Source organism: Bacteroides sp. RTP31139st1_H2_RTP31139_211217, assembly GCF_040227615.1.
In the GTDB taxonomy this organism is placed as follows: domain Bacteria; phylum Bacteroidota; class Bacteroidia; order Bacteroidales; family Bacteroidaceae; genus Bacteroides; species Bacteroides uniformis.
On sequence record NZ_JBCNZM010000063.1, the window covers coordinates 7,438 to 26,077 of the forward strand.

10 protein-coding genes and 1 pseudogene are annotated in these 18,640 nt (G+C 45.9%); 7 read left to right on the top strand and 4 right to left on the bottom strand.

The window, feature by feature from the left end; all coding sequences use genetic code 11:
* Both ABUA47_RS12095 and topA read left to right on the top strand, forming a co-directional pair.
* Positions 1 to 784: pseudogene (locus ABUA47_RS12095) on the top strand (TonB-dependent receptor); the annotation flags it as partial.
* Between the two features lie 145 nt (positions 785 to 929).
* A complete protein-coding gene (gene topA / locus ABUA47_RS12100) occupies positions 930 to 3,332 on the top strand; it encodes a type I DNA topoisomerase (protein ID WP_005834437.1) in 2,403 nt (800 codons plus the stop codon).
* A gap of 141 nt (positions 3,333 to 3,473) precedes the next feature.
* On the opposite strand, the gene argS is transcribed toward topA, so the two are convergent.
* Positions 3,474 to 5,291 carry an arginine--tRNA ligase gene (gene argS, locus ABUA47_RS12105; protein WP_005834435.1) on the bottom strand — a complete coding sequence of 606 codons (1,818 nt, stop codon included), beginning with the start codon at positions 5,289 to 5,291 and terminating at the stop codon, positions 3,474 to 3,476.
* A 155-nt stretch (positions 5,292 to 5,446) separates the two neighbouring features.
* Positions 5,447 to 5,713 carry an HU family DNA-binding protein gene (locus ABUA47_RS12110; protein WP_005830643.1) on the bottom strand — a complete coding sequence of 89 codons (267 nt, stop codon included), beginning with the start codon at positions 5,711 to 5,713 and terminating at the stop codon, positions 5,447 to 5,449.
* A 246-nt stretch (positions 5,714 to 5,959) separates the two neighbouring features.
* Here ABUA47_RS12110 and ABUA47_RS12115 point away from each other — a divergent pair, with 246 nt between their 5' ends.
* From ABUA47_RS12115 to secDF, 5 genes are all read left to right on the top strand, one after another.
* On the top strand, positions 5,960 to 6,643 hold the full coding sequence (locus ABUA47_RS12115) for a rhomboid family intramembrane serine protease (RefSeq protein ID WP_005830648.1): 684 nt from the start codon (positions 5,960 to 5,962) through the stop codon (positions 6,641 to 6,643).
* Complete coding sequence (locus tag ABUA47_RS12120) at positions 6,624 to 7,514, top strand: rhomboid family intramembrane serine protease (RefSeq protein WP_005834433.1); 891 nt, start codon at positions 6,624 to 6,626, stop codon at positions 7,512 to 7,514. The genes ABUA47_RS12115 and ABUA47_RS12120 overlap by 20 nt, the downstream gene beginning before the upstream one ends.
* A 92-nt stretch (positions 7,515 to 7,606) precedes the next feature.
* Positions 7,607 to 8,707, top strand: a complete 1,101-nt coding sequence (locus tag ABUA47_RS12125; RefSeq protein WP_005834432.1) for an endonuclease/exonuclease/phosphatase family protein — start codon at positions 7,607 to 7,609, stop codon at positions 8,705 to 8,707.
* A gap of 35 nt (positions 8,708 to 8,742) precedes the next feature.
* Complete coding sequence (locus ABUA47_RS12130; RefSeq protein ID WP_005834430.1) at positions 8,743 to 10,827, top strand: M3 family metallopeptidase; 2,085 nt, start codon at positions 8,743 to 8,745, stop codon at positions 10,825 to 10,827.
* A gap of 83 nt (positions 10,828 to 10,910) precedes the next feature.
* Positions 10,911 to 13,907, top strand: a complete 2,997-nt coding sequence (gene secDF / locus ABUA47_RS12135; RefSeq protein ID WP_035447164.1) for a protein translocase subunit SecDF — start codon at positions 10,911 to 10,913, stop codon at positions 13,905 to 13,907.
* Positions 13,908 to 14,483: 576 nt separating this feature from the next.
* Here the strand turns inward: secDF and ABUA47_RS12140 are convergent.
* Entirely contained in the window at positions 14,484 to 15,869 is a 1,386-nt protein-coding gene (locus tag ABUA47_RS12140; protein WP_035447165.1) for a sulfatase, read from the bottom strand.
* A gap of 36 nt (positions 15,870 to 15,905) precedes the next feature.
* Entirely contained in the window at positions 15,906 to 18,512 is a 2,607-nt protein-coding gene (locus ABUA47_RS12145; RefSeq protein ID WP_022402180.1) for a DUF4962 domain-containing protein, read from the bottom strand.
* Between the last annotated feature and the right edge of the window lie 128 nt (positions 18,513 to 18,640).

Below are 18,640 nucleotides of genomic sequence, written 5' to 3' on the forward strand. Positions count from 1 at the left end.
CTATCTCTTTCAGAATGACGACTGGAAAATACGTCTCGGCGCACACGTCGACCTGGCTTTCGGCTTCGGCAAGAAGTTCCGCGCCGCTCCCGACGTAGAAATACAATACATCTTCTCGGACAGCTACATCCTCTACGCACAAGGTAAGGGAGGACGGCTACAGAACGATTTCCGCCGTCTGGAAACCATTACGCCTTATGGCATTACAAACCAGCAGCTTGACAATACCTACGAACAGCTCAACGCAGCCATCGGCTTCAAGGCAAGTCCGGTCAGCGGATTGTGGTTCAACCTATACGGCGGGTATCAAGATTTGAAAAACGACCTGATTGACACTCCGACTGTCAAGTCCGACGGGATAAGCAATGTTTTCCTCACAGAAGACACCAAGAACCTCTATGCCGGAGCCGACCTGAGCTACAACTACAAGGATGTTTTCTATCTCGCCGCCAATGCCGTCTATCGCCATTGGACAACGGACTCAGACGGTTCTGATGTCGTAGTAAGTTTCAAACCGGCCGTAGAAGGCAATCTCAATCTCAAGGTACGCCCCATCTCCCCACTGCTTGTCGGCATCGGCTATCAGCACATCTCACGCCAAGGCGTGGAGGGCAACAAGGCAGACCCCGTCAGCAATCTCTATCTAAACGGCAGCTACGAACTCTTCAAAGGAATCTCCGTGTATGCGCGCGTGAACAACTTGCTGAACAAAGATTACCAGTACTACTGGGGATACCCTTCAGAAGGTCTCAGTTTCTTAGGTGGAGTAAGCTTCCTCTTTTAATAGAGGTAGCACAAGCCGAAGCTCTAATTTGAACAAAAAAGGTCATTTTTGCTAAATTCTCCTTATATTATAAGGTGGGAAGAATCTTTTTTTCCTACTTTTGCGGGCGAATTCAGTGGCGGGAGTCACTAAAAAACAGAAATTTATGCAGAAAAACCTTGTCATAGTCGAGTCTCCGGCGAAAGCAAAAACCATCGAGAAATTCCTTGGAAAAGATTTCAAAGTCCTTTCCAGCTACGGCCATATACGTGATTTGAAGAAAAAAGAATTCAGTATTGACGTAGACAAAGACTTCAAACCGCATTACGAGATACCGGCGGATAAAAAGAAACTCGTAACCCAGTTGAAAGAAGAAGCCGAGCAGGCAGAAACCGTATGGCTGGCTTCCGATGAGGACCGCGAAGGGGAAGCCATCGCATGGCACTTGTACGAAGTGCTGAAACTGAAACCGGAACACACCAGACGTATCGTCTTCCATGAAATCACCAAAGGTGCCATCCTGAAAGCGATAGAAAATCCCCGTGACATTGACATCAACCTGGTCGATGCCCAGCAAGCCCGACGTATCCTGGACCGTATCGTAGGTTTTGAACTTTCACCGGTATTGTGGAAGAAAGTGAAACCTGCCCTTTCTGCAGGCCGTGTACAGTCCGTAGCCGTCCGTCTCATTGTAGAGCGCGAACGCGAGATACATGCATTCCAAACCGAAGCATCCTACCGTGTTACCGCCGTATTCCTCGTTCCGGACACTGACGGCAAAACAGTGGAAATGAAAGCCGAACTGGCGCACCGGCTCAAGACAAAGGCAGAAGCCCGGAAATTGCTGGAGAGCTGTAAAGCAGCTACGTTTACCATCAGCGACATCACTACCCGTCCGCTGAAGAAAACTCCCGCCGCCCCGTTCACCACCTCTACCTTGCAGCAGGAGGCTGCCCGCAAACTGGGATTCACCGTGGCACAGACCATGATGGTGGCGCAACGTCTGTACGAATCCGGATTGATAACCTACATGCGTACCGACTCCGTCAACCTTTCCGAACTTGCCGTCAACGCCAGCCGTGAAACCATCTCCAACCTGATGGGCGAACGTTACGTACACAACCGCCACTTCGCCACCAAGACCAAAGGAGCGCAAGAAGCCCACGAAGCTATCCGCCCCACCTATATGGAGAATGCCAAGATAGAAGGTACCCCGCAGGAAAGAAAGCTGTACGACCTCATCTGGAAACGTACCATCGCCTCGCAGATGGCAGATGCCGAAGTGGAAAAGACAACCGTAACCATTGCTATCAGCAACGAGACGGAGACTTTCACTGCAACCGGCGAAGTGGTGAAATTCGACGGTTTCCTCCGTGTCTACCGCGAATCATACGATGATGACGTAGAAACCCAGGAAGATGAGGCACGCCTACTGCCCCCTCTGAAAAAAGGACAGAAGCTCGAACATGAAGGTATCACTGCTACCGAACGTTTCACCCAACACCCTCCCCGCTACACGGAAGCAAGCCTTGTGCGCAAATTGGAGGAACTGGGTATCGGACGTCCGTCTACCTATGCTCCTACCATTTCCACCATCCAGCAACGCGAATACGTGATAAAAGGAGAAAAAGCAGGTGAAGAACGCACCTACAATGTGCTTAACCTGCAGGGTAATGAAATAACGGACAACAACCATACAGAAATCACCGGAGCCGAAAAGTCAAAACTGATGCCGACAGACACCGGTATTGTGGTCAATGACTTCCTGATAGAGTACTTCCCGGACATCCTTGACTACAACTTCACAGCGAGCGTCGAAAAGCAATTCGACGAAATAGCCGAAGGTGACAAGCAATGGACCGCCATTCTGAAAACATTCTATAAGAAATTCCATCCTTCGGTGGAGAACACGCTTGCCGCGAAAACCGCCCACAAGGCAGGCGAACGGATTCTAGGAACAGACCCCGTCAGCGGAAAACAAGTGTCTGTAAAAATCGGACGTTTCGGCCCAGTAGCACAGATAGGTACTGCCGAAGATGAGGAAAAGCCCCGTTTCGCCCAGGTAAAAAAAGAAATGTCCATCGAGACCATTACGCTGGAAGAAGCGCTGGAGCTGTTCAAACTTCCCCGTACTCTCGGAGAGTACGAAGGCAAGAATGTAGTCGTAGGTGCGGGACGTTTCGGACCTTATATCCAGAACAACGGCTTGTATGCCTCATTACCCAAGACAATGGACCCGATGACTGTTACGCTGGAAGAAGCTATTGAACTTTTGCAAAAGAAACAAGAAGCAGAAGCCCAGAAACATATCAAGAAGTTTGAGGAAGAACCGGAACTGGAAATCCTGAATGGACGCTATGGCCCTTACATCGCTTATAAAGGCAGCAACTACAAGATTCCTAAAGACATCATCCCTCAAGACCTGAACCTTCAGGCTTGTCTGGAAATTGTGAAACTGCAAAGCGACAAGGATACGGGCAAGTCTAAGCGGACTGCAAAGGCGGTGAAAGCAACGAAAACGACTAAAACAACCGCCAAGGCAACTGCCAAAACAAGCAAGACAAAATAGGACTTAGTCTACACGTATAAAATGGGAGAAAGGAGACGATAATTTAAACTTCTATTATTTCTACCACAAGAATAAATATTGCACTATAAAAAAATAAGCCCGAAGAAGTATCCTCGGGCTTATTCTTTTATAGTACAATGTTTACATCCTATCCGGCACCTCAATTCCCAGCAATCCCATACCTAAGCGTACCACCTTGGCTACATTCTCGGACAATGCAAGGCGGAATACCTTCACTGCTTCGTTCTCCTCACGCAAAATGCTGAAGTCATGGTAGAACTGATTATATTCCTTCACAAGGTCATACGTATAGTTTGCAATGATGGACGGACTGTAGTCCTCACCTGCCTGCTTCACAATAGCGGCAAAGTCGGCAACCATCTGTATCAGTCCCTCTTCCTTCTCACTCAGTTCAATGCCGGCAGGCAACTGGGCAGGGATTTCGATACCGGCCTCTTTTGCCTTGCGGAGAACAGACTGGATACGTGCATAAGTATATTGGATGAACGGCCCCGTATTACCATTAAAGTCGATGGACTCTTTTGGATTGAATGTCATGTTCTTGCGGGCATCCACTTTCAGGATGAAGTACTTTAAGGCACCCAGACCAACGATACGGGCGATATTGTCTGCCTCTTCCTTTGTCAGACCATCCAGCTTACCCAGTTCATTGCTGGTTTCCTTGGCTGTATCAATCATCTCCGCCATCAAGTCGTCAGCATCAACTACTGTACCTTCGCGGCTCTTCATCTTGCCCTCGGGAAGTTCCACCATACCGTAAGAGAAGTGCACCAACCCTTTACCCCATTCGAAGCCCAGTTTGTCGAGCAGGATGGACAATACCTGGAAATGGTAATTCTGTTCGTTGCCTACCACATAAATCATCTTGTCGATGGGATAATCTGCAAAGCGGAGTTTGGCAGTACCTATATCCTGCGTCATGTAGACGGATGTACCGTCCGCACGCAACAGTAGCTTGTGGTCCAACCCCTCACCCGTGAGGTCTGCCCATACAGAGCCATCTTCTTTCCGGTAGAAGAAGCCTTTCTCCAGGCCCTCCATTACCTTCTCCTTACCTTCGAGGTACGTGTTTGATTCGTAATATATCTTATCAAAAGTTACACCCATCATACGGTAAGTCTCGTCAAAACCTGCATACACCCAGTCGTTCATCTTCTTCCAGAGCGCACGTACTTCCGGGTCATTGGCCTCCCACTTTACCAGCATTTCACGAGCCTCCTTCATCAAAGGAGATTCAGCTTCCGCCTTGGCTTTGGCTTCTTCCTCATTCATGCCTTCGCTTTGGAACTTGGCCATCAGTTCTTTCACTTCCGCTTTATAATGCTTGTCGAAGGAAACATAGTAATCGCCAATCAAGTGATCTCCCTTCTTGCCGGATGATTCGGGAGTTTCACCATTTCCGTACTTCTGCCATGCCAACATGGACTTGCAGATATGAATTCCACGGTCATTGACAATATTTGTCTTTACTACCTTATTACCGTTGGCAGCCACTATATTAGCCAGCGCATTTCCTAAAAGATTATTGCGTACATGGCCCAAATGAAGCGGTTTGTTGGTGTTGGGAGAAGAATACTCAATCATCACCAATGGAGAGTTGTCAGTAACAGCCACGATACCGTACTGCTTGTCCGCATGAATGCCATTCAACAATTCTATCCACGCAGAGGAGGCAATGGTCAGGTTCAGGAAGCCCTTGATGACATTAAATGCTGCAACCGAAGGCTCGTTTGCCTGCAAGTATTCACCGATTTCCTGGGCCGTCTGCTCCGGTCCTTTCTTGGACATACGGAGAAAAGGGAATACAACCAGCGTGAGGTGTCCCTCAAATTCTTTCTTGGTTTTCTGCAACTGCACTTGTGCGGCAGGAACATCCTGTCCGTAAAGCGCTTTCAGTCCGCCGATGACGGACGATACCAGTTTCTGTTCTATATTCATGATTCAAATGTATTTTCCTGCGTGCAAAGATAGCGTAAACCGAAATCAGTACAAAACAAGCAGGCTTGTTTTTATGGCCTCACAAGATATTCAACATACAAAGAGGGGACGCTCCTTGTAAAACGTCCCCTCGTTGTATGTTGAGTATACTGTTCTTATTCAGCTGTCAATTCCGTACCTGGTTTGAATTTAACAACTTTCTTTGCAGCAATCTCGATAGGCTTTTTAGTAGAGGGGTTGATACCCATACGCGCTCCTCTTTCCACCACACTGAAAGTTCCAAAACCAACCAATGATACTTTATCACCGGCCTTCATTGCCTTAGTGACTGATGCGATAAATGCATCCAATGCTTTCTTTGAATCAGTCTTTGACAAACCAGACTCCGCTGCCATAGCGCTAATAAGTTCCGCCTTATTCATAATGCTTAAAATTAATTAATATGTTACACAAAAGATATTTTTACTTTTCATCACAAACCTCCACAAAAATAGAGCAATATTTCTGAATATCAAATAAAAACATTAAAAAAATATTGGAAAACAACGAAAAAGAAGGAATAGAATCTGCTTTTTCTGTTATAGAACAGAATTTATTCGTATTTTTGCCGGAGAAAGCAAAAACAGGCAACTGTTTTTGAACTGTAAAATGAATTGAAACAACAGATTATGAATACTATACCTACTGTAACCAAGAACCTTTTAATCATTAATGTGCTGATGTTTCTGGGTACCATCGTCGCCCAAAGCTACGGCATCGACCTCGCCCAATATCTGGGATTGCATTTTTTCCTTGCCGAAGATTTCAATGCAGCACAATTGATAACATATATGTTCATGCACGCCGGATTCGCGCACATATTTTTCAACATGTTTGCTGTATGGATGTTCGGACGTATTTTAGAGCAGGTATGGGGGCCAAAACGATTTCTGTTCTACTATCTGGTGTGCGGTATAGGAGCCGGAATTATCCAGGAGGTGGTACAGTATATTCATTATGAGACAGTACTTTCCGCCTATGACAGCGTAAATACTGGCATGGCCATCATCCCGATGGAGGAATATCTCAATATGATGACTACCGTGGGAGCTTCGGGAGCAGTATACGCCATTCTGCTGGCATTCGGCATGTTGTTCCCCAACCAGCAAATGTTCATCTTCCCGTTACCGGTTCCCATCAAGGCCAAATATTTTGTTATCGGATATGCCTTGATTGAACTTTATGCCGGATTTGCAAACAGTGCAGGAGACAATGTGGCTCACTTCGCACATCTGGGTGGTATGGTATTCGGCTTTATCCTAATTATGTACTGGAGAAAAAAGAATAGAGGAAATGGCTACTATTATAACTGATTTGAAAGAAACCTTCCGTAGGGGGAACATTTATATCCAACTGATTTACATCAATGTAGCGGTATTCATACTTACTACGCTAACCGAAGTCATGTTCCAGTTGTTCAACCGGAGTATAGCAGGCGTATTCGAATGGTTGGAACTGCCGGCATCAGTCCTACGCTTCATCCTGCAACCATGGTCACTACTGACATATATGTTCATGCATGCAGGATTCATGCACATTCTTTTCAATATGCTGTGGCTTTACTGGTTCGGTGCACTGTTCCTGAGTTTCTTCTCTGCAAAGCATCTCCGGGGTGTATACATTCTGGGAGGAATTTGCGGCGGTCTGCTCTATATGGCCGCCTATAACATTTTCCCGTATTTCCGTCCCATGACAGACTATTCTTTCATGCTGGGCGCTTCTGCCTCTGTACTTGCCATTGTAGCCGCCACCGCCTATCGCGAGCCCAACTATCCGATACGGCTACTGCTGTTCGGAACCATCCGGCTGAAATACCTGGCACTCATCGTTATAGGCACCGATTTACTGTTCATCACCTCCAGCAATGCCGGTGGACACATCGCACATTTAGGAGGTGCGCTGGCAGGGGTATGGTTTGCCGCCAGCCTCAGCAAAGGTAGTGACCTGACCTCATGGATAAACAAATGTCTGGATACCTTAGTTTCCATCGTCAGCTTCAAACCTAGAAAGCCGAAAATGAAAGTACACTACGGTACTGGCAAACAAAAAGATTATGATTACAACGCACGGAAAAAAGCCCAATCCGACGAGATAGACCGCATTCTCGACAAATTAAAGAAATCGGGATACGAAAGCCTTACTACAGAGGAAAAGAAAAGCTTGTTCGACGCGAGTAAACGTTAAACCAATGGAAAATGGAAAACGGAAAATGAAAAATGAGAATATAACCGCCACTCTTATTTTCAGTTTTCACCTTTCAATTTTCAACTGTTATAATGAAGCATCTCGGTAATTTTGTCGCTCTCCTGATTTTAGCGGTCAATGCCTTATTTACGGGCCTATTACTGTTCACCGCCTATAGTCCGCACATCCAGCCGGTCACACATCCGGTGCAATCGTGCCTGGGGCTGACATTTCCCGTGTTCCTGATGATAAATGCCGGCTTCCTCATTTTTTGGCTGGTCATCCAGCGCTATAGGTCGGCTTTGCTGCCCCTAATAGGGATGTTGCTCTGCTATTCGCAGATACGCACCTATCTGCCCATCAACTTCCATACAGACCACTTACCGGAAACAAGTATCAAACTGCTCTCCTACAACATTATGGGATTTGACGGTGCCGCCAAACAAGATGGCAAAAACCCGATATTGACCTATTTGAAGGAAAGTGGCGCCGATATCCTCTGTCTGCAGGAATATTCCACAGTACAATCCTCAAAGCATCTTTCGCAAAAAGACGTAGAGCGGGAACTCAAGGCATATCCATACCACCGCATCAACACAGTGGGTAGCGGAAAGGGACATACCAACAAGATAGCATGTTACTCTAAATTTCCGATTCTCTCGTCACGCATATTGGATTATCCCAGCGAATACAACGGTTCGGTACTCTATGAAATCAAGATTGGGGAAGACACGGTTACCCTCATCAACAATCATCTGGAGTCCAACAAGCTGACCAAAGCCGATAAAGTCGTGTACGAAGACATGCTGAAATCTCCCGAAAAGGAAAAAGTGAAAAGCGGCGCACGCCTGCTCATACGCAAGCTGGCAGAAGCATCGGCCATCCGTGCCCCGCAAGCTGACACTATTGCACATGAAATAGCCGCTTCACCGCATCCTTACATTATTGTATGCGGCGATTTCAACGATACCCCCATCTCCTATACCCACCGCACCATCGCCCAGGATTTGGACGACGCATTCACCCAATCAGGACGGGGGCTGGGCATCTCCTACAACCAGAACAGATTCTATTTCCGGATAGACAACATACTGACAAGCAAGAACCTGAGAGCCTACAATTGTACAGTAGACCGTTCCATCAAAGAGTCAGACCACTATCCGATATGGTGCTATATCACTAAGAGATATTGAAAATTAATACTTAACCATTTAATACTTAGAAAACAATGTTCAAGAAATGTATTCTAATTTTAGCAGTAAGTTGTATGATGTACTCCTGTGCCACCCAGACGGAAAGCAATCCGTTCCTTACCGAGTTTCAAACACCCAATGGCGTGCCTCCATTCGATAAAATCAAGTTGGAGCACTATGAACCCGCATTCCAGAAAGGCATGGAAGAGCAAAATGCCAACATCCAAGCCATCATTGACAATACGGAAGCCCCTACTTTCGAAAATGTCATTGTTGCCCTTGACAACAGCTCTCCCACCCTGGACCGTGTAGGTGGTGTATTTTTCAACCTGACGGAGGCCGAAACTACCGATGAACTGACAGCCCTTTCCATGAAACTGGCTCCGACATTGGCCGAACACGAAGACAACATCTCCCTCAACCAGGAGCTTTTCAAGAAAGTGGATGCTGTCTACAGCCAGAAAGATGCTCTCGGCCTGACCCGCGAACAACAAAGGCTGCTGGAAAAAACCCATAAGAAATTTATCCGTTCCGGCGCCAATCTTCCGGCCGACAAACAAGCCCGTCTGCGTGAGATCAACAAGCAGCTTTCCACACTCGGAATCACGTTCAGCAACAACATCCTGAACGAAAACAACGACTTCAAGCTTTATGTAGGAAAAGAGGAAGACCTCGCCGGACTTCCCCAATGGTTCCGCGAAAGCGCCATGGCTGAAGCCCGTGCCACCGGACAGGAAGGCAAATGGCTGTTTACCCTCCATAATGCAAGCCGCCTGCCTTTCCTTCAATACTCTGCTAACCGGCCGCTACGCGAACAGATGTACAAGGCCTACATCAACCGCGGCAATAACAATGACAAGAACGACAACAAGAAAATCATTACCGACATCGTACGCCTGAGACTTGAAAAGGCGCAACTGCTGGGTTTCGACTGTTACTCCAACTTTGTATTGGACAATACAATGGCAAAGAATTCCACCGCCGTGATGGACTTCCTCAACAACTTGTGGAGTTATGCACTCCCCAAAGCAAAAGCCGAAGCAGCCGAACTGCAAAAGCTGATGGACAAGGAAGGCAAAGGAGAGAAACTGGAAGCATGGGATTGGTGGTACTACACCGAAAAACTCCGTAAGGAGAAATATAACCTCGAAGAAGAAGAGATTAAGCCCTACTTCAAACTGGAAAACGTACGTGAAGGCGCCTTTGCCGTTGCCAATAAGCTCTATGGCATCACGCTGACAAAGCTCGAAGGTATCCCCGTCTATCATCCCGATGTAGAAGTGTTTGAAGTGAAAGCCGCAGACGGCTCACAAGTAGGTATCTTCTATGTAGATTACTTCCCCCGTCCCGGCAAAAGCGGTGGTGCCTGGATGAGCAATTACCGCGAACAACAAGGCAGCATACGTCCATTGGTATGCAACGTATGCAGCTTCACCAAGCCCGTAGGCGACACTCCTTCCCTGCTGACTATCGACGAAGTGGAAACTTTGTTCCATGAATTCGGCCATGCCCTGCACGGATTATTGACCCAATGCCAGTATAAAGGTACTTCAGGCACCAATGTCGTACGCGACTTCGTGGAACTCCCCTCTCAAATCAACGAGCATTGGGCTACCGAACCCGAAGTATTGAAAATGTATGCCAAGCATTACAAGACCGGCGAGGTCATTCCCGACAGCCTGATTGAAAAGATACTGAACCAGAAAACGTTCAACCAGGGTTTCATGACTACCGAGTTGCTGGCCGCCGCCATCCTCGACATGAACCTGCATAACCTGACTGATACCGAAGGTCTTGATGTCGTTGCATACGAAAAAGAAGCGATGGACCAACTGGGGCTGATTCCGGAAATAGCTCCCCGCTACCGTACCACATACTTCAACCACATCATCGGCGGTTATGCTGCAGGCTACTACAGCTATCTCTGGGCCAATGTTCTGGACAACGATGCCTTCGAAGCTTTCAAGGAACACGGTATCTTCGACAAGCAGACAGCCGACCTCTTCCGCCAGAATGTTCTGGAAAAAGGAGACAGCGAAGACCCGATGACTCTCTATAAAAACTTCAGAGGAACTGAGCCTCAATTAGACCCGATGTTAAAAAATCGCGGTATGAAGTAAGATTTGTGAAAAAAAAGCTATATTTGCAGCCTTGTATGCAACAGAATTTAATTAAAAAGTAATCATAATAAACTAAAAGTAACATGCAAAACAAAGGATTTGTAAGGGTTTTTGCGATATTGCTCACACTGGTGTGTGTGTTCTATCTCTCCTTCTCTTTTGTAACTCGCCATTACACAAGTAAGGCCAAAGAGTTTGCAAAAGGCGATGTGAAAGTAGAGCAGGACTACCTCGATTCTCTGGCTAATGAGAAAGTGTATTTCGGCAATTGGACGCTGAAACAATGTCGTGAGATGGAAATCAGTTTAGGTTTGGACTTGAAGGGTGGTATGAACGTCATCCTTGAAGTTTCCGTACCCGATGTCATCAAAGTATTGGCTGACAACAAGACTGACGAAGCATTCAACCAAGCATTGGTCACTGCCGCCAAACAAGCTACCACAAGCCAGGATGACGTGATCACCCTATTCGTCAGAGAGTATCACAAGCTTGCTCCGGGTGCTCCTCTTTCACAACTGTTCGCAACCCAACAATTAAAAGACAAGGTAACTCAGAAATCTACCGACGCGGAAGTTGAGAAAGTATTGCGCGAAGAAGTAAAGGCAGCTGTTGACAACTCCTACAATGTACTTCGTACCCGTATCGACCGTTTCGGTGTAGTTCAGCCCAATATCCAGAGTCTGGAAGACAAAATGGGCCGTATCATGGTAGAACTTCCGGGTATCAAAGAACCTGAACGTGTAAGAAAATTATTACAAGGTTCCGCCAATCTGGAATTCTGGGAAACATACACAGCAAAAGACGTTACTCCCTATCTGCAAGCTGCCGACACCAAGTTGCGTGCCATCGTTGCAAGCGAAACTCCGGCAGAAGAGGCAGACAGCGCAGCTACCAAAGCTCCTGCCGTAGCCCAAGCTACCAGCACAGCCGACAGTCTTGCCGCTGCTTTAAAGGGTGAAAACAAGACACAAACCGCTGACCTTGCACAAATAAAGAAAGAACACCCGCTGTTCGCAATCTTGCAAGTCAACCCCAGCGGACAAGGTCCTGTTGTAGCCTATGCCAACTACAAGGATACAGCTGAAATCAACAGATACCTTTCCATGCCGGAAGTTCAAGCCGAAATGCCGAAAGACTTGCGTCTGAAATGGGGAGTATCTCCTTATGAATATGATCCGAAAGCTCAGACTTTCGAACTTTATGCCATCCGTTCTACAGAACGTAACGGCAAGGCGCCTCTGGAAGGTGATGTAGTGGTTAGCGCCAAAGACGAATACGACCATTACGGTAAACCTGCCGTAAGTATGTCCATGAACACTGACGGTGCACGCCGTTGGGCTCAGCTCACCAAGCAGAATATCGGCAAGAGCATCGCTATCGTGCTGGACGGTTACGTTTACTCCGCACCGAACGTAAACAATGAAATCACTGGTGGTAACTCACAGATTACCGGTCACTTTACTCCGGAACAAGCAAAAGACTTGGCAAACGTGTTAAGATCAGGTAAGATGCCAGCTCCTGCGCACATCGTACAAGAAGATATCGTAGGTCCTTCACTGGGACAAGCTTCCATCAATGCCGGTATCATGTCATTCATCGTAGCATTGATTCTGCTGATGGTTTACATGTGCTCTATGTACGGATTCATTCCGGGTATGGTTGCCAATGGTGCTTTGGTGCTGAACTTGTTCTTCACGTTGGGTATCCTTTCTTCTTTCCAGGCAGCATTGACGATGTCCGGTATTGCCGGTATGGTGTTGGCGCTGGGTATGGCTGTGGATGCCAACGTATTGATTTACGAGCGTACCAAAGAAGAACTCCGTGCAGGCAAGGGTGTGAAGAAAGCATTGGCTGACGGTTACTCCAACGCCTTCTCTGCTATCTTCGACTCCAACTTGACGTCTATCATCACCGGTATCATCCTGTTCAACTTCGGTACAGGTCCTATCCGCGGTTTTGCCACTACACTGATTATCGGTATCTTGATTTCGTTCTTTACTGCCGTGTTCATGACACGTCTGTTCTATGATTATTTCATGGGCAAAGACAAATTGCTGAACCTGACATTCTCTTCCAAGATTTCCAAGAACCTAATGGCGAACGTACACTTCGACTTCATGGGCAGAAACAAGCTGTGGTTGACCATCACCGGAGCTGCCGTAGTTGTATGCATCGCTTTCCTCGCTACCCGTGGACTGAGCCAGAGCATCGACTTCACCGGTGGACGTAACTTCAAGGTACAGTTTGAGAACAAAGTGGAACCGGAACAGATTCGTGAACTTATCTCCAGCAAGTTCGGCGATGCCAATGTCAGCGTTATCGCTATCGGTACAGACGGCAAGACTGTACGTATCAGCACGAACTACCGCATTGAAGAAGAAGGTAACAACATCGACTCTGAAATCGAAGCATATCTGTATGAGACTCTGAAGCCGGTATTGACTCAGAACATCACTTTGGAAACCTTCATCGACCGCGAAAACCATACGGGCGGAAGTATCATCAGTTCCCAGAAGGTAGGTCCGAGTATCGCAGACGATATCAAGGTTTCAGCCATCTGGTCCGTTGTACTTGCATTGATTGCCATCGGTATCTATATCCTGATCCGTTTCCGCAATATTGCATACAGTATCGGTTCAGTAGCCGCATTGGCTTGTGATACCATCATCATCCTGGGTGCCTACTCTATCTGTTGGGGCTGGATGCCGTTCTCTCTGGAAATCGACCAGACCTTTATCGGTGCCATCCTGACAGCTATCGGTTACTCTATCAATGACAAGGTGGTAATCTTCGACCGTGTACGCGAATTCTTCGGCCTCTATCCGAAGCGTGACAGATTCCAGTTGTTCAATGACTCATTGAACACAACTCTGGCACGTACCATCAATACTTCACTGAGTACTTTGATTGTGTTACTGTGTATCTTCATCCTCGGTGGTGATTCCATCCGCAGCTTCGCATTCGCCATGATTCTGGGTGTTGTATTCGGTACAATGTCTTCTCTGTTCGTTGCATCTCCTATCGCTTACATACTGATAAAAGGCAAAAAGAGCAGTGAACTTAATGAAGTTTCAGAATAAAAGGATTTTACTATAATAATATCCCTAATTAAGGGGCTATCTATTTTCGAATAGCCCCTTAATTAGGGATATTCAGTAAATGTCATAAAAAAGTAAGATGGCATATGCAGATGATTTGCTCCTACCATCTCATATGCCATTTTATTGTATTTTCTCTCTCTGAGCTAAAATCTTATCCGTTTGGAAGAAGCCTAACAACTTCCTCTATAGGATTTCTGTTTTCCTGTTCCGTACTTTAATTTTCGATAGTGAGTAATACTGTTTTTGTGTACCGAAACGGCCTTCGAGCCTGGTGGCTTTGAAAATTCTATAAACAGAAGTTACTTAACACCTATTCAATACAAGCGATGATATTCAATTCTAAAACTTGAAGCATAATTGTAAACTTCAGCATGGCCAAGCGAAGGGTTACATTTGCCAAGTTGAGATTGATAGGACCCGGTACCTTTCACTGAAAAGATCTCTTAATCAAGCTTCATATCAGAATGAGAAACACGAGACCTAAACAATGCCAGCTAGGCATAAAACTGATTGGTCATTTCGACTCCTCCTTGTGATTAAGCCATCAGACAAACGTTACTTATGAACATTTTTAAGTGTTTTCCCAGGGACATCATGCAGTTTCGGGCGACTTGGACGTACGTTATAGATGTTCATCCATTTCTCAAGAATATCGCGTAATTCTTGCAGTTTCTGGCCATATGAGTTTTCCATTATCAGGTTTCTCATTTCCCCTCTGTCATTTTGCATATCAAACAGCTGTTCGCGATATCTTCCTTTATCGTAAAGCACATATTTATAACGTTCGCTACGTACTACCCAGCCCCTCGTCTTGCTACCGTCAAACCGTGTTTCGGTGATGATATATTCTTGATGTAAAGCTTGCGGATTTCCTTCCTCTGCAATTTTCCGGAAAGACTTTCCTGCTGCTCCCTTCGGCATTTTGGCACCTGCCCAGTCACACACGGAGGCAAAGAAATCTACACCGTTACTAATAAGCTGGGGTAACACTTTGCCTGCATTCTTCTTGCCTGGCAGCGTTACAATAAGAGGGATATTGATAATCTCCTCATATAAAGCAGACTTCTGGTTCCAACGATGGGCACCTATACCATCGCCGTGATCGCTGGAAAAGATTACCACTGTATTTTCCCAAAGATTATTCCGATCGATGGCATCAATAATCTTTCCTATTTCTCTATCTACTTTTTCTACCAAGCGATAATAAGTATATCGGTACATACGCCAGTCTTCGGGGGTAAAACCAGCGGTTGGATATACATTGTAGTTATTGATTCTTTCACTTTCAATGACGTCAGCATCATACGGGTTTTTGGCAAAATTGGCAGGCAATCCCGGACAATCCCGTATATCAGGTATATCAATATTTCCATAAGGGAAGTTCTGACGACGTGCATATTCGCAGATATTATGTGGGTTGTCATAGGAAGCCACCAAAAAAAACGGCTTTTTATGTTTGCGCGAGAGATATTCGGCACAAGCTTCTGCCAGCCCATCATCACTATGTTTATATATATTGTCGAAGCCATATTCTTTGTCTGGAACTTCGAGTAAAGGAAGATGCCATTTACCGCCATAGGCACAATCATAACCGGCATTCTTTATTAAAGTGCCCAGTGTTTGTGCCTTAAGAGAGTCGGGCATCGGTGATCCGTTGACAGACAGCCCTACTGCATCCGGATAGTACCCTGTAAACATAGCTCCACGTGAGGGGCCACTGAGTGGAGCTGTACAATAAGCGTTATTAAATAGTATACCGGCCGCTGCCAAACGGTCAAGGTTGGGAGTGTGCAGATCCGGATTTCCGGCACAGCTCATGGCGCTGGCCGTTTGCTGATCGGTGAAGATGTAGATGATGTTAGGACGTTCGATGGCAGAAGCCATAGAAGAGCATAACAACGAAAAACAAGCCAAATACTTCATTGAATTTTCTTTTACCATATTATTTCAATAATTCAATTTTGTTTTAAAGTGATATCATATTTCAAGTTCCGGTAAGGCATCAACCAGCCTTTTTTCTACTTTCTTTCCGTCTACCCGATCTATGATGGTCGTAGCACCTTTGTTTGAGTCATAATTGAAGTCCAGCGAAACACCGTTCTGTTTATTCTCTATATACAAGAACGCATTACCTTCACCTTCCAGATTACATTCGATAACCCATTCTTCTACTGTTATGCGGTTCCTTTCACGATTAATTACAGCATCGGCACGGTTGTTTCCATGTACATCAATCACATTGAGAAAACAGATTTTGCTGCAAGAAGCTGTCGTTGCTGTAAAATGATAATGATTGGAGAGAGTTTTGCCAAGTCGTTTTTTCCAATCAACAGCAGCCACAAAAAAGGTGTCTGTTTGCGCATAAGTCATTTTCTGTGAGGAGAACAGATGAGCTATAGATACTCCGTCTGCCTTGTTCTTTCCTAAGATGCGCAATCCGTCTTTCTCTTCAGCGACTTCCATGGGCAGTTCTACCGTATGCAGCAGATAATTCCATTCTACCGGTTCTTTACCAACCAGTTCGTCATAAACAACGAACAAACCCGAACGTCCCAGCTGAACAATATGTCTTCGAAAAAAATCCAGTTTATTCTCATCCCAACCTTTCTCCGGTGTATACTGAGTACCAGACAAGCGCCCACGTTCCAGCCACAACGGAGAAACCACTTTTCCATAAGCGTTAGAAGCATCACCTACAACGTAGGAGATTTCTTCTCCTTCATAATAGCGAGGAATCCATCCATAACCTTCCGTTCCAATCTTTTGTCCCATACCATTCACCAATATGGAATTATGGGCGCGAGTATTCCGATAAGCATACATGCAATGGTCATCTGTAAAGCCGGTACGATGTCCACTGCTATAGAAAATTGCCTTTCCACCAAAGAAAGTATTGAAGGCGTTTTGATTAGCTAAAGCATGGGAAGTGGCACCATAGGGGCTGCTACGGAAAGAGAGCATGGCATTGTTGGTGTGATGTCCTATGTCTGTGTTCATCAGTGCAGTGCCTGTCTGGCTGAAAACTTTGGACTGAGGCAGCTCCAACAGCTTACTACTATAAGCAGGCCTCTCCTTTTTTGTCGTACAACGATACCAGGTCAAGTCCGCCGGTTTGGCTTCAAAAGCTTTCGACAGAATATCAGGGTCTTCCTGCATAATTTCGTGTACATAAGCTGCCGCCCACGGATTGTTACATTCGCGTGCCAGCGCATCTGCATATCCTACGCGACCTCCATTCGGAGTGCGCTGTCCCTCATGCGAATTGCCATGTCCTCCGGATTTGGAAAAGGGAGGTTGCTGGTAAATGACATATAAAGCATTGTTGTTATACCACGGATCGGCAAAGAAATTGAAACCGGATATACGGGAGAAAAAGGCCGGTACCTCTATCAGTGTGCGTATATTTACATGAAAATATGAATCTCCATTATGCCAAGCACCATCCTTATTCAGTCCCGGAAGACGGGAGATCCATTCATTATAGCAATAATCTGCCCACACGGATGCTTCCGGAATCTCACCAACTGTGGCAAAGGCCGCCATTGTAAGAATGCGGAAAGTCATTTGCCATACATGATTGTCTGCAATACGGTTCTCCAGATGATTAACGTATTCATTATAGAATTTATTCCCGATATTCCGGATATTATCTAATAATAACTGTTTTTCTGACGGAGACAACAGGTTGTAGAACCCGTCGTACGCCGATGTGCTCATAGAGAGCAAAGTGGATAGATTGAAGTCACCTGCAAAGTATTTGCTTGTTTGCCAGGAAAGGATTTCACTCAACCGGTTGATGCCTTCACGATAATACTTCTTGTCTTTCGTCAGCAGATAGGCGCGTACCAATGCTTCCACATTGGCTTCTTCTCTATCCACAATCTTACGGCTCTCGCGGATAAGGGCTGACTCACGCTGTACTACATTGGTTAATGTAACTACATTTGTTGTATCTATCTCTTCCTGAAGATGCTTCAACGGATGAGAAATGCACCGGGAAGCTTTGTCCATATAGGCCTGAGCTTCCGGATTATTTTTATTCTTCGTTATAATTTCCTCCCAATCATCCGCATCCAATAATACGCGTGGGTGGTGAGACGTATATTTTGCCAAGACTTTCTCCAATGTGGGCGGATTAAATTCCGGTGTATCTTTACCTATATGGAATTGATAAACCGGTGACCATTCTTCTTTACCTCCAGGAGTGACGTAAGCATATTGCCAGTACCATTTTCCCTGAGCCAGGCACTGGAAAGGATTGAAAAAAGCCCAGGCGCGTTCCCCAATCAACACTTCCTTTTGAAAGTTCTTGTCCTGAGAAATACGAATCCGATAGACTACTTTCGGTTTTTCATCCACTTGTCCCGGAACTCCATCCAATACCGGACCTAAATGCGGGAATTTATCCGGCCACATAAAGCGCGGCGGATTCATCTTAACGCAAGCACCATTCGCAGGAGAGGGAGTTGCACGAACTTCGTGCATCAATGTCTCGCCGGAAACTGTTATGACAGCAGATTGCTCGGAACTGCCACATGCCATCAATAGGCAAAAGGCGGGTAAGCCTAATAATATCTTTCTCATCTCAGTATTTTATTTTTGTTTTTGAAACCAACCAGTTCTTTCAGGCTGACTGTCTTATTGTTGACCAGTGGATGTGCCCAAAAACCGATAAACGTAATATATCCCATGAAAACCAAGATAAGGAGCAT